General features: G+C 69.6%; 13 protein-coding genes. 10 read left to right on the top strand and 3 right to left on the bottom strand.

Features of this window, described 5'->3' with window-relative positions; genetic code table 11:
- Positions 1 to 74 precede the first annotated feature (74 nt).
- The 5 genes from PSR88_RS00630 to PSR88_RS00610 all read left to right on the top strand — a co-directional run bounded on the left by PSR88_RS00630 (position 75) and on the right by PSR88_RS00610 (position 5526).
- Complete coding sequence (locus tag PSR88_RS00630) at positions 75 to 1295, top strand: lipase family protein (RefSeq protein ID WP_009472685.1); 1221 nt, start codon at positions 75 to 77, stop codon at positions 1293 to 1295.
- Positions 1296 to 1414: 119 nt separating this feature from the next.
- On the top strand, positions 1415 to 2101 hold the full coding sequence (locus PSR88_RS00625; protein ID WP_016884224.1) for an SDR family NAD(P)-dependent oxidoreductase: 687 nt from the start codon (positions 1415 to 1417) through the stop codon (positions 2099 to 2101).
- Between the two features lie 75 nt (positions 2102 to 2176).
- A complete protein-coding gene (locus tag PSR88_RS00620) occupies positions 2177 to 4534 on the top strand; it encodes an ATP-binding protein (protein ID WP_016884225.1) in 2358 nt (785 codons plus the stop codon).
- A 276-nt stretch (positions 4535 to 4810) separates the two neighbouring features.
- The gene (locus PSR88_RS00615) at positions 4811 to 5200 is read left to right on the top strand and encodes a Zn-ribbon domain-containing OB-fold protein (RefSeq protein ID WP_009472682.1); all 390 of its coding nucleotides are present in this window, start codon (positions 4811 to 4813) and stop codon (positions 5198 to 5200) included.
- A 5-nt stretch (positions 5201 to 5205) separates the two neighbouring features.
- A complete protein-coding gene (locus tag PSR88_RS00610; RefSeq protein WP_011593457.1) occupies positions 5206 to 5526 on the top strand; it encodes a hypothetical protein in 321 nt (106 codons plus the stop codon).
- 10 nt (positions 5527 to 5536) lie between these two features.
- On the opposite strand, the gene PSR88_RS00605 is transcribed toward PSR88_RS00610, so the two are convergent.
- Genes PSR88_RS00605 through PSR88_RS00595 form a run of 3 tightly spaced genes read right to left on the bottom strand, consistent with a single transcriptional unit; the run spans position 5537 to position 9146 of the window.
- Entirely contained in the window at positions 5537 to 7633 is a 2097-nt protein-coding gene (locus PSR88_RS00605) for a xanthine dehydrogenase family protein molybdopterin-binding subunit (RefSeq protein WP_011593456.1), read from the bottom strand.
- Positions 7630 to 8622, bottom strand: coding sequence for an FAD binding domain-containing protein (locus PSR88_RS00600; RefSeq protein ID WP_011593455.1), 993 nt, complete (start codon positions 8620 to 8622; stop codon positions 7630 to 7632). Before PSR88_RS00600 ends, PSR88_RS00605 begins: the two co-directional genes overlap by 4 nt.
- Positions 8619 to 9146, bottom strand: a complete 528-nt coding sequence (locus PSR88_RS00595) for a 2Fe-2S iron-sulfur cluster-binding protein (RefSeq protein ID WP_011593454.1) — start codon at positions 9144 to 9146, stop codon at positions 8619 to 8621. Before PSR88_RS00595 ends, PSR88_RS00600 begins: the two co-directional genes overlap by 4 nt.
- Before the next feature lie 325 nt (positions 9147 to 9471).
- Between PSR88_RS00595 and PSR88_RS00590 the strand changes: the two genes are divergently transcribed.
- The 5 genes from PSR88_RS00590 to PSR88_RS00570 are packed head-to-tail and all read left to right on the top strand — an operon-like array spanning position 9472 to position 12973.
- On the top strand, positions 9472 to 9903 hold the full coding sequence (locus PSR88_RS00590; RefSeq protein WP_237724182.1) for an amidohydrolase family protein: 432 nt from the start codon (positions 9472 to 9474) through the stop codon (positions 9901 to 9903).
- A gap of 55 nt (positions 9904 to 9958) precedes the next feature.
- Positions 9959 to 10624 (top strand): glycosyltransferase, encoded by a 666-nt coding sequence (locus tag PSR88_RS00585; RefSeq protein WP_011593452.1) that lies wholly within the window; start codon positions 9959 to 9961, stop codon positions 10622 to 10624.
- On the top strand, positions 10621 to 11586 hold the full coding sequence (locus PSR88_RS00580; protein ID WP_016884227.1) for an acyl-CoA dehydrogenase family protein: 966 nt from the start codon (positions 10621 to 10623) through the stop codon (positions 11584 to 11586). The genes PSR88_RS00585 and PSR88_RS00580 overlap by 4 nt, the downstream gene beginning before the upstream one ends.
- Positions 11587 to 11588: 2 nt before the next feature.
- Complete coding sequence (locus tag PSR88_RS00575; RefSeq protein WP_016884228.1) at positions 11589 to 12362, top strand: PIG-L deacetylase family protein; 774 nt, start codon at positions 11589 to 11591, stop codon at positions 12360 to 12362.
- Positions 12356 to 12973, top strand: a complete 618-nt coding sequence (locus PSR88_RS00570; RefSeq protein WP_009472673.1) for a class I SAM-dependent DNA methyltransferase — start codon at positions 12356 to 12358, stop codon at positions 12971 to 12973. The genes PSR88_RS00575 and PSR88_RS00570 overlap by 7 nt, the downstream gene beginning before the upstream one ends.
- The last annotated feature ends 5 nt before the right edge of the window (positions 12974 to 12978 follow it).

Below are 12978 nucleotides of genomic sequence, written 5' to 3'. Positions count from 1 at the left end.
AACGGGCGGGCCCGAATACCGATATCTCCTGCGAACTCGGTAACAATCGATCTCTACGCAAACTAGGAGGCGGCATGAAGCGCTCACGTATCTCGAGCCTCACCGCGGGTGCACTGTGTGCCGCATTCGTCGCCTGCGCCACCGTCGCGAACGTCGGAGTCGCGGCCGCCGTGCCGATCTATCCCGCCTCCGACCCTGATCCCTTCTACCTGCAGCCGCAGGGTCTGGCGGATACGGCGGTCGGCGAGCCGCTCGCGGTCCGGCCGATGCCGCCGTTGCTCGCCTTCCCCGACACCGACGTTTGGCAGGTGAAGTACCGCACCACCAACTCGGAGGACCACCCGATCTCGTCGGTCACCACCGTGCTGGTACCCCGCACCCGGCCGGTGAACGGGCCGCTGCTGTCGTATCAGCACATCATCAACGCGCTCGGACCGAGGTGCGCGCCGTCTCGGACCCTGTACTCGAACGACCCCGACCTCCAGATCAAGGAGGCGCCGGCACTGAACCTCGCACTGCAACGCGGCTGGACGGTCGCGCTTCCCGATCACCTCGGCCCGAACAGTGCGTACGGTGCCGCGCGACTCGGCGGAACCATCACCTTGGACGGCATCCGCGCGGTTCAGCGGGTGCCCGAACTCGCCGTGGCGGAGAGCCCGGTCGCGCTGGCCGGGTACTCCGGCGGCGGCATGGCGTCGGCGTGGGCCGCGGCGCTCGCACCCACGTACGCGCCGGAACTGAACATCGTCGGTGTCGCCGAGGGCGGTGTGCCCATGAACATCGGCAAGATGGCCAACGGTCTCGGCATGCAGCCGCATCCGGCGTTCGGTCTCGCGATGGCGGCGGCACTCGGACTCGAGCGTGAGTACCCGGACCGCCTGCCGATCAGCGAGCAACTCAATGATCGCGGCCTGGCGATGCGCGACGAGATGGTCAACGCGTGCACCAACGGCATTCTCGCGGCAGGCGCAGGGCGCAGCGCGACGGAGGTCGCCAGGACCACCGACCTCATGAGCAGCCCGCAGGCCTGGGAGGTGCTGAACGAGAACAGTGTCGAGCTGTATCCGGGGGTACCGACCGCGCCGATCTTCGAATGGCACAGCCCGACAGACGTACTCATTCCGATCGACTCGATCGAGGCGACCGTCGCGCGATACTGCGCCGCCGGCGCCAAGGTGCAGTCCGATCTGTTCCCGAGTCCCGACCATCTGACCACCGCCGTGCTGGGCCTGCCGACCGCCCTGGACTACCTCGACGCCCGGTTCCGCGGCGACCCCGCACCGTCCAACTGCTGATCGGTGGGCGCCGATCCGCGACGGGTCGCCTGTGCGGCACGTCGCCGGATTGTGTTCTGCCCGTGCACAGTCCGAAAGTTGAGCGTTTGAGCAGATCTACCAGGGGGTATTCCGAATCCATGCACCCCAGCACACGCACCGCTGTCGTGACGGGATCGGACTCGCCGATGGGCCGGGCGGTCGCATTGGCACTCGCGGACGACGGGTTCCACATCGGCCTCGCCTACGCCGCGGACCGGGACAGCGCCGAAGCCACTGCCGCCGACGTCCGGTCCAGATCGGTGAACGCGGCCGTGCAGCGCATGGACCTGGCCGACCTGCCCGACTCCGCGGCCGCCGTCGACGAGTTCGCCCGTGAGCTGGGCGGAATCGGCGTTCTCGTCAGCTGTCCGGGCAGTACGGCCGTCGAGTGCATCCAGCGCGCCGTGCGGTACATGATCGCAAGCGGCGGGGGCGGCCGGATCGTCAACGTCATCCCGTCGTCGTCCGGGCTCGGCGGACTCACCGGTCTGCTCGCCGCCGAATTGGCGCGATACTCGATCACGGTCAATTCGGTCGTGGTGCCCGCGGTCGAACCGGACTTCGCATCCCCCGGCCCCGACGACCGGGAAGTCGCCGCCGTCGCGTCGTACCTGACCGCGCCGGCCGCAATGTTCGTCACCGGGGCCGCCTACGTGGTCGACGGCACCCGGATCGCCATGATCCCGCACAGCCTGACCGAGGCCGGCACGCGGCGGCCTGCTCGCCGCGCCAACCGCATCCGGTCCTACACCGGCCGCTGGGCGCCGACCCGCTGGACGCGGTGACCCCGTTTGCGGGGCCCCGAAACTCGCGGACCCGCAGCCGAAAGCGTCGTTGCCGCCGCGCACCGGGAGTACCGTGTGCGCAGGGGGCTGCGAGTCGAGAGTGACGGTGCGATGCCGGCGGCAGTGAAGGGCACAGTGGGAAATCTGCCCCACGAACTGACGAGTTTCGTCGGCCGTCGCCGTGAGGTGACCGAGGCGCGACGCCTGCTGTCCGTGTCCCGTCTGGTGACGCTCGCCGGGATCGGCGGGGTCGGGAAGACCCGGCTGGCGTTGCGGGTGGCCGCCGATGCGAGTCGCGCATTCGAGGACGGCGTGTGGTTGGTCGAACTGGGGGAGCTCGACGACGACACGACACTCGTCGACGCCGTCTCGGCGGCACTGCGACTGCGCGAGCAGCGCTCCGGGAACCCGGAGGTGCTGCTGACCGAGTACCTCGCCACCCGGCAACTGCTGCTGGTGCTCGACAACTGCGAGCACGTGGTCGCCGCGGCCGCCGCGTTGTCGGAGACGTTGTTGCGGGGCTGCCCGGAGTTACGGATCCTCGCGACGAGCCGCGAACCGCTGGCCATCGGCGGTGAGGCGGTACTGCGGGTGCCGCCGTTGACCGTGCCCGAACCCGAACGCTCGTCACTGCAGGGCCTGCCGCAGTACGAGGCGGTGACGTTGTTCGTCGAGCGGGCGGCCACGGCAGTGCCGGAGTTCGAACTCACCGAGGACAACCATGTCGCGGTGGCCCGGATCTGCCGCCAGCTGGACGGGTTGCCGTTGGCGATCGAGCTGGCGGCGGTGCGGCTGCGGGTGATGTCGGCGGAACAGATCCTGCAGCGACTGACCGACCGCTATCGGTTGCTGACGGTCGGATCGCGGGGCGCGCCGAGCCGGCAGCAGACCCTGCGGCTGTGCGTCGACTGGAGCCACGAACTGTGCACCGAGGAGGAACGGGAGCTGTGGGCGAGACTGTCGGTGTTCGCCGGCGGCTTCGAACTGGACGCGGTGGAGGGAATCTGCGCCGGCGACCTGCCGGTGGAGAACGTCCTCGACGTGGTGGCGTCGTTGATCGACAAGTCGATCCTGATCCGCGAGGAGTCCGGGCCGGCGGTGCGATACCACCTGCTCGAGACGGTGCGCGACTACGGCCGCGAGAAATTGCAGGAGACCGGGGAGTACCAGTCGCTGCGCCGGCGGCACCGCGACTGGTACGAGCAGTTGGTGGTGCAGTGCGAGGCCGAATGGATCGGACCCCGGCAGGCGATGTGGATCAGCCGGCTCGACGCGGAGACGCTGAACGTGCGGGCGGCCCTCCATTTCTGCCTGACCGAGCCGGGGGAGGCCGAGACGGGGCTGCGGATCGCCGCCGCACTGTACCCGTACTGGCGTGCCAGGGGACTGCTCCGCGAGGGTCGCCGCTGGCTCGGCCAGCTGCTGGGACGGCACCCGGGCGACGCAAGCAGGGAACGGATCGAGGCGCTGTACGTCGACAGCGTGCTCGCAGGCATGCACGGCGACCGCGAGGCCGCGAAAGCGCTGGTCGACGAGGGGGTCCTCCTCGCCGAGCGGCACGGGGACACACTGATGCGTGCCCTGGTGGTCCACGCCGCCGGGTGCTGCGCCATGTTCGCCGGGGACCTACCCCGCGCACGGGTCTGCTTCGAGGAGGCACTCGCCGAGTTCCGCGACAAGGGCAACCTGCTCCAACTGACGTGGGGACTGCTCGGGGTGGCACTGGTCAGCGGCATGCAGGGCGACGGGGCGGTGGCGAAGATGTGCGGATCCGAGATCTTCGCGCTCACCGAGGCCCACGGCGAGTCCGTCTACCGGGGCTGGTCACTGTGGGCGGCGGGAATGGCGGCGTGGCAGCGCGGACACCTCGCCCTCGCCGACGACTACGTGAAGCAGGGGCTGCGGCTGTCCCACCTGGTCGACGACCGGATCAGCGCCTGCGGGGCACTCGAGGTGCTCGCCTGGGTCGCCGTCGGCTCCGGCCGGGCCCAGCAAGCCGCCGAACTGATGGGCGCCGCGGAGGCCGTCGCGCAGACCGTCGGCAACCCGAGCACCGTCTACCCGAACCTGCTCGTCCACCACGCGGAATGCGAGCAGCAGGCACGCGCCGTGATCGGGGACCGCGCATTCGACGACGCCTTCGACCACGGTATGCGCACGTCGTTCGACGATGCGGTCGCCCACGCGCTCGACGAGCAGCCACCGGAGACGGTGTCGGCGTCGAACGGGGCGACGCACCTGACCCGACGCGAATGGCAGGTCGCGGAACTGGTCGCCGACGGGCTCACCAACAAGGCGATCGCCGCCCGGTTGGTGATCTCGCAGCGCACTGCGCAGGGGCATGTCGAGCACATTCTCGCCAAACTGGGGTTCAACTCGCGCACCCAGATCGCGGCGTGGATCGTCGAACACGCACAGGACCCGCACCCCTGACCCGCCACCCGCACGGGACGAAACAGGTATGTCCCCGGGTCGTTCAGCCGCTGTAATTCCCCGCCGCGGACGGGATGCTCATACGCGTCCCCCCAATCCGGCTCCAGACCGAGGCCCCCCGATGCCCACTGATCCCCGAACACACCGAAAGCCCGACCCCCAACTTCCACGGCCCCCGATTCTCCGTCGGGCGCACACCGACCGGTGTCTTGTGTGGATCGGGGGAAACCGAATGGCAGACGACGTGGTGGGGCAGGAATTCACGGGGGTGACGGCATGACCACGGACGGCATGACCCGCTGGCAGGGACTTGCCCAGAAGTGCGAACTGATGATCCAGCGCTGCCTCAACTGCACGACCCTGCTCGCGCCGTTGATGGCCACCTGCTCCGCGTGTCAGGGTTCGAACCTCGAGCGGGTCCCGTCGTGCGGCGTCGGATCGATCGTGTCCTCGAAGGTGGTCCACCGTGAAGTGAACGAGACCGACCGTGGTCTCGTCCCCTGCACGATCGCGATCGTCGAACTCGACGAGGGGCCGTGGGTGTACACCTGGATCGACGGCGACGTCCCGGCACCGTCCGACTGTCCGGTTCGCGTCGAGTTCCGTCCCGCGTCGACGGCGGAACAGTTGCCGGTGTTCGCGGTCCGCTCCGCCGGTCAGCGGTGAGCGGCATGACGACCCAGACCACAGAGGAACCGGAGGAAGCGTTCGGCACCGATTGGCTGCGCCTGGCGCTTCGCCGATGCGATCTGCTCGCGCAGATGCACTCGGTGAGCTCGGATGCCCGGTGGATGATCAGCTTCGCGATCCAGTGGGCACCGTTCGGTGGTGCCAGCGCGGCGGAACTGCTGGAGCGATTCGGTGTCAGCCGCCGACGCTTCATGGAACTCGTATTCGAGGGACTCGCACCGAAGTCCACCGATGTCCAGAAGATCCGTGCGATGAAAAGTCACCTGCGCACGTCCCTCGCGCAGGCGTGGGGCGTGCAGTAGCCCCGGTCGATCACCCGGGCAGTAGGTCGTCCAGGTGGATCGGCGCCTTCCGGACCCGCACCCCGGTGGCGTGACGGACAGCGTTCGCCACCGCGGCCGCGGCCCCGACGATGCCGATCTCACCGGCGCCCTTCGATCCCATCGGATTGGCGTGCTCGTCGACGTCGTCGAGGCACACCGCGTCGAGGTACCTGATGTCGGCGTGGGTGCTGACGTGATAGGAGGCAAGGTCCTGGGTCACGACGTGACCGAACCGGGGGTCGTTCACGCTGCTCTCGTGCAGCGCCATCGAGATCCCCATCGTCATCCCGCCGAGGAGTTGCGATCGAACGGTGCGGGCGTTGATCACCCGGCCGATCGCGAACACCCCGAGCATGCGTTCGACACGGATCTCGCAGGAATCGCGGTGGACATGCGCCTCCACGAAGTGGGCACCGAACGAATGGAGCGCGAACTTTTCCGCGTCGGGGTTGTCGGGCGTCCCCGCACGCGCCTCCGCCCCCGGGTCGGGGGACGTGCCGTGCGCGTCCCGGAACGCGCGGGCCGCCGCGACGATCGCACTGCCCCAGGAACTGGTTCCCGTGGAGCCGCCTGCGACGGTCGCCGACGGAAGATTCGTGTCACCGATCTGCAGGACGATCGCGTCCAGCGGGCAGCCCAGCGCGTCGGCGGCGATCTGGGTGAGCGCGGTCCACGCGCCGGTACCGATGTCGACCGACCCGATCTGCACGGTGTACGTGCCGTCGGAGTCGTACACGATCCGGGCAACCGATCCGGGTGACGTGTTGGCTGGATACGTCGCGGACGCGACGCCCATCCCCACCTGCCACTGCGAGTCCGACCGGGCCCGCGCCGTCGCGTCGCGGTCCGCCCACCCGAAACGCCGGGCGCCCTCCCGCAGACAGTCGGTGAGGCGCCGCCCCGACCACGGGCGGCCGGTACTCGGGTCGACCTCGGGTTCGTTGCGGATCCGCAATTCGATCGGGTCGAGCCCGCAAGCTTCGGCCAGTTCGTCCATCGCCACCTCGGCCGCGAACATGCCCGGGGTCTCGCCGGGGGCACGCATCCAGGAGGGGGCGGGCACGTCGAGGGACGCGAGACGGTGGGTGGTGTACCGGGTGGGCGTGGAGTACATCAGCCGCGACGGGACCGCCGCCTGTTCGGCGAACTCCTTGATCTTCGCGGACTGCACGACCGCCTCGTGGGAGAGCGCGGTCAGCCGTCCGTCGGCGTCCGCCCCGAGCCGGATGTGCTGCACCGTCGGCGTGCGATACGCGGAGAGGGCGAACATCTGCTGCCGGGTGAGCGCGAACTTCACCGGCCGGCCTTCCACCCGCTGCGCCGCCATCACCACGAGCACGTCGTGCGCGTGCGGCAGTCCTTTGGAGCCGAAGCCGCCGCCGACGTACGGGGCGATCACCCGCATCTGCTCGACTTCGAGTCCGAACAGCGGTGCGAGCGTCTGCCGCACGGAGTGGACGCCCTGGGTCGAATCGTGCAGCGTCAGAACCGGTCCGCTGCCGCCTGGGGTCCACCGGGCGATGGCGGCGTGCGGTTCCATCGGGTTGTTGTGTTCCATCGCGGTGGAGTACACCTGATCGACCGTGACCGCGGCGGCGGAAAGTGCCGCGTCGACGTCGCCGTCCTCGGTGTCGGTCGGGAATCCCGCGTTGACATCCTCGGGGGTGTACAGATCGCCCCTACCGGAACGGAAGTCGGTGTCGTGGGATTCCACGTCGTAGTCGACGCGCACGAGGCTCGCGCCGTGGCGGGCGACTTCCGGTGACTCCGCCACCACCGCACCCACGAATTGGCCGCGGAAATGAACCTCGGCGTCCTGCAGGATCGCGAGTTCACCGTCCGAGGTGTCCGCGAGGCGGGGCGCATCGAACACCGTCAGGACCGCGAGCACCCCGTCCAGGGCTTCCGCGTCGGCCGTGTGCATCGCCGTGACCCGGCCGCGTCCGATCGTCGACAGGATCGGGTGCAGATAGGTCGGCTCGTCCACCGGGTACTCGAACGCGTACAGCGCCGTGCCGGTCACCTTGTCGTGGGCGTCCAGCCGTTCGGCGGAGGTTCCGATCACCTTCGGATCGACGAGGGTCATCGGCGCGCCTCCTCGGCGAGGGAACGAAGTACCGACGCCAGCACCCGCCGGGTCAGTGCAACCTTGAATTCGTTTCCAGGAAGCGGTTGTGCCGCAGCGAGTTCCGCTGCAGCGGCCTCGGTGTACGTGGCCTCCGTGGGCGGCGACCCGACGAGGACCTCCTCGGCGAGCGTGGCACGCCAGGGTCGGTGCGCGACCCCACCGAGCGCGACCCGCGCCGACGTGATCGACGTATCCCCGATCGTCAGCTCGGCGGCCACCGACACCACTGCGAACGCGAAGGAGGCACGGTCACGCACCTTCCGGTACGCGGACCGGTTCCCGGAAGGCGGCGGGGGCAGCTCCACGGCCGTCACGAGATCACCGTGCGCGAGGACGGTGTCGCGGTCGGGCCGGTCCCCGGGAAGCCGGTAGAACTCGCTCAGCGGGATTCGCCGTTCACCGTCGGCGCCGCGCACCACCACGACACCGTCGAGCGCCGTCATCGCGACGGCCATGTCGGACGGGTGCACCGCGACGCAGTGCTCCGAGGCACCGAGAATGGCGTGGTAGCGGACGTAACCGCCGATCGCGGAACACCCGGTGCCGGGCTCCCGCTTGTTGCAGGGCGTCGTGACGTCCTGGAAGTACACGCAGCGAGTCCGCTGAAGCAGATTTCCCGCCGTGGTCGCGAGGTTGCGCAGCTGGCCCGACGCACCGGAGAGGAGGGCGCGCGACAGCATCGGGTACCGGGCGCGGACGACGTCGTGAGCGGCGAGGTCGCTGTTGCGGACGGCCGCCCCGATTCGGAGCCCGCCGTCCGGGAGTTCGACGACGTCGCCCAGGGGAAGCCGGCTCACATCGACGAGGAGATGCGGGCGCGCGACCCCGAGCTTCATGTGGTCGACGAGGTTGGTGCCGCCGGCGAGGAACGACGCCCGCGGGTCACCCGTGACCGTGGCGACGGCACTGTCGACGTCGGTGGCCCGCTCGTAGTCGAAGGGAATCACGCCTCCGCCGCCTGCCTGATCGCCGCGAGGATGTTCGGATACGCGCCGCACCGGCAGAGGTTTCCGTTCATCCGCTCGCGTATCTCGTCGTCGGTGAGTTCGGGCGGAGCGGTCAGGTTCTCGGTGACGGCGCTCGGGTGCAGGGCCAGGAACTCGTCGAGCATCCCGATCACCGAACAGATCTGACCGGGCGTGCAGTAACCGCACTGCAGTCCGTCCTGCTCGACGAACGCCTGCTGAACGGCATGCAGCACCTCGCCGTCGGCCAGTCCGTGTGCGGTGACGACGCGTTCCCCGTGGTGAGCGACGGCGAATGTGAGGCAGGACGTGGATCGTCTGCCGTCGAGGAGGACGGTGCACGAGCCGCACTGGCCGTGGTCGCAGCCCTTCTTCGGCGCGGTCACCCCGAGGTGGTCGCGGAGCGCGTCGAGCAGCGTCGTGCGGGTGTCGACTTCGAGGTTTCGTTCCTCACCGTCCACGGTGAGGGTGATCTTCCGGTAGCGGGGGCTGTCCGCGACATTCATGGCGGGAGGTTACCCGCGGGCACTGATCCCGAATCACAGTCGGCCGACTCGGGAATTGCTGGTATATCGGACGATATGGCGTCTGCTCAGTGGATCGACACGCACGTACATCTGGTGGACTTTCTTCAGCATCCCGCGGCTGTGACCGATTTGCGAGACAGCTTGGTCGGGGCCGGCGTGCAGCGGGCCGTGCCATTACCACTCGCTGACCGACGCCATCGTCCTCGATCTGCTACCCGAACTCGAATCGGACGGCCGGTTGACGGTGGCGCCGCTCGTCTGCGGGTTCGATCCCACCGATCGCCCTCGCGGTCGGATCGAATTCGTGTGGAACCGCACCGGTCGCTGGGCCGGTGTCGGTGAGGTGATGTTCCGCCACGACGACCTCACGAGTCTCACCGTCGGCGAAGTACCCTCTCCCGATCACGCAGCGATGGACGACGTCCTCGACTTCTGCTCCGAGAAGGAGGTGCCGATCTCGATCCACCACGATTCCGCGTCGATGGGGCTGCCAGGGCGGCACGAATACATCGGCGCGCTCGAGCGAGCTCTCGAACGGCATCGGTCGACCTCCGTCGTGTGGTGTCACGCAGGGGTGTCCCGCCGGGTGGGCCCCAACGGACAGTTGGACCTGGTCCGCGAACTTTTGCTGCGGCACCCGAACTTGACCGTCGAACTGTCGTGGGTGCTGTTGGACCGGATCGTCGACGGCCCCGATGTCGCCGTCGGCAACGCCGAACGATCGTGGTTCCCCTGACGACGGACTGGGTACTTGTTGAACCCGAAACAGTGAGTGATCAGGAAGGGACGTCATGCGCGTCGAGCACATCACGGTGGTCGTGCCCGCCCACGACGAGGAAGCGCTGCTGCCGCGCTGCCTGGAGGGCCTCCATACCGCCGCCCGGGCCGTGTCCGTGCCGGTCACGACGGTAGTGGTGCTCGACGGGTGCACCGACGGCAGCGAAGCCGTCGTCCGCAGGGCGGGTGTCGACGTCGTGATCCTGGGTGCGCGGAACGTCGGAGCGGCCCGGCGTGCGGGTTTCGAGTCGGTCGCCCCGCGCCCCCACGAGTGGTTCGCCACGACGGACGCCGACTCGCGCGTCCCCGCGCACTGGCTGTCGTCCCACCTGCAGCACGCGCGTCGAGGGGCGCAGTTGGTGGCGGGCACGGTGGCGGTGACCGACTGGTCGGGGTGGCCCGACCATGTCCGGTCGCGGTACGGCAGCGCCTACCGGTCCGGCTCCGCCCACGGGCACGTGCACGGCGCGTCCCTCGGATTCTCGGCGGACCTGTATCGGGCGGCGGGAGGGTTCGCCGCACTGCCCGCGCACGAAGACGTGGATCTGGTGCAGCGGATGGTCGAGCGGGGAGCGAACGTGGTGTGGAGTATCGATGCCCCGGTGGAGACATCGGCGCGAGCCGACGCCCGAGCGCCGCAAGGTTTCGCCACGTACCTCGAAGGACTGCAGGACCGATGAGCACCGACGTCACCCGCGACAGCAGCCCCACCGACGCCGCAGTGCGGGCGATCATCGGTTCGGGGGACGCGGAACTGCCGCTGCCCGGCGGCGGCTCGACCGCAGCCCGGTGGGCCCGGCTGACGCAATGGTGCCGCCACGACCTCTCGGTCGGCCGGCTCCTCGAGGCACACGCCGACGCGGACGCAATCCTCGCCGAAGTCGACGGCACCCGCGCCGGCCGGAACGAATTCTGGGGCGTGTGGGCCAGCGAGCCACCGCACCCCGTCCTGCACGCGTCCCACGACGCTGCCGGGTGGCGCCTGCGGGGGACGAAGGCATGGTGCTCCGGGGCGTCGATGTGCACGCACGCCCTGGTCACGGCGCGAGTCGACGAGCAACCCCGCCTGTTCGCCGTCGATCTGCGGGAACCGGGGGTCACGGCGGGCCGCGGCGGCTGGCGAAATCCGGGCATGGCGGCCACCGACACCGAGTCGGTGACGTTCGACGGCGTTCCCGCACGACCGGTCGGCGCGCCCGACGAGTACCTCGACCGTCCCGGGTTCTGGCACGGCGGCATCGGGGTGGCGGCCTGCTGGTTCGGGGGCGCACTCGCCGTCGCGGAACCGCTGCGGGTGCGGGCCCGGAGTGGCCGCACGGACGGTCACCAGCTCGCGCACCTCGGCGCGATCGACGTCGCCGTCAGCGCGGCACGATGGGCACTCGAATCGGCGGCCGGGGAGGTGGACGCGAATCCCCTCGACCGGAGATCCGCCCAGGTGCGCGCGTTCCGGGTGCGGGCGCTGATCGAACGGACCGCGAGCGAGGTGATCGACCGCGTCGGCCGGGCGCTGGGCGCCGCGCCGCTCGCGACGGATGCCGACCATGCCCGCAACGTCGCGGACCTGCTCGTCTACATCCGGCAATCCCACGCCGAGCGCGATCTCGCGGCACTCGGCGCACTCGTCGCGGGGGAGGACTGACAGTGGACAACGGCACCAGATTCCGGGAGATCTCCGTGGCCGCGCGCGGCACACCGGAGGACGAATGGCAGTCGTGGCTCGAGTCCACCCGTTTCCTGCCGGTACCACTCGCGGAATGCGACCGGTTGGTCGTCGTCGCACCACATCCCGACGACGAGGTACTCGGCGTGGGCGCGCTGATGGCCACCGCCGCGGCCGCCGGCATACCCGTCGTGGTGGTGGCGGTGACGGACGGTGCGGCGTCCCACCCGGACTCGCCGACCCTGTCGCCCGACGCGCTGGCCGTCGCACGGATCGCGGAATCGACCCGGGCGACAGCACTGTTGGGTGTCGGCGAACCACTGCGACTCGGAATACCGGACGGCGGAGTGAGCGCGCACGAGCACGAACTCACCACCCGCCTCGTCGACGTGCTCACCGCGACCTCCGGGGCGGGGGAGAGAGTGTGGGTGCTCGCGACCTGGCGAGACGACGGCCATCCCGATCACGAAGCCACCGGACGAGCTGCAGCAGCAGCATGTTCGATCACCGGTCACCGACTGATCGAATATCCGGTCTGGATGTGGCACTGGGCCCGGCCCGCCGATCCGGCGGTGCCCTGGAACCGGATACGCGTGCTGACCCCGGCCGCCGAGATCCTGGCACGCAAACGCGGTGCCGTCGACGAATTCCGGACCCAGATCCTCCCGCTGTCCGAGGACCCGCGGGACGCCGCGATCCTCCCGCCGTGGGTGCTCGCGAGACTGATGCGGACAACGGAATGGGCGCTGTGGTGAGCGCAATGGATCCCGGCTACTTCGAGACGATGTACGCGGAATCGGCGGACCCGTGGGGCTTCGACGAGCGGTGGTACGAGCGCCGCAAGTACGCGCTCACTCTCGCGGCCCTGCCCCGTCCGCACTATCGGCGGGCGTTCGAACCGGGGTGTTCGATCGGCGTCCTCACGGTGCACCTGGCGCGGCGTTGCGACCGAGTCGTCGCAACGGATGTGGTTCCGCGCGCCCTGGAGAGCGCACGGGACCGTCTGCGGCGCGAAGGAGTGGCCGACCGGGTGGAACTCGGCCGGGCATCGCTGCTCGACCCGTGGCCACCCGGCGCCTTCGACCTCGTCGTGCTCAGTGAGGTGCTGTATTACCTGACACCCGCCGACCTCGCCACCACGCTCGGACGTGCTGTCGACGCCCTGGAAGTCGGTGGCACCCTCGTGGCGGTCCACTGGCAGCATCCGGTACCCGAGTACCCGCAGACCGGCCGCGCGGTGCACGAGACGGTCGCCGCGACGGACGGCCTCCACCGTGCCGGGTCGTACCAGGACGCGGACTTCCACCTCGACGTCTACACCCGGGGTCCGGTGCCCTCGGTGGCCGCGGCGGAAGGGTTGAGCTGACCGGG

The organism is Rhodococcus sp. DK176, from assembly GCF_038447315.2.
GTDB lineage: Bacteria > Actinomycetota > Actinomycetes > Mycobacteriales > Mycobacteriaceae > Rhodococcus_F > Rhodococcus_F jostii_A.
The sequence above is the reverse complement of the archived record's forward strand: the minus strand, read 5'-3'. Positions and strand labels throughout refer to the sequence as shown.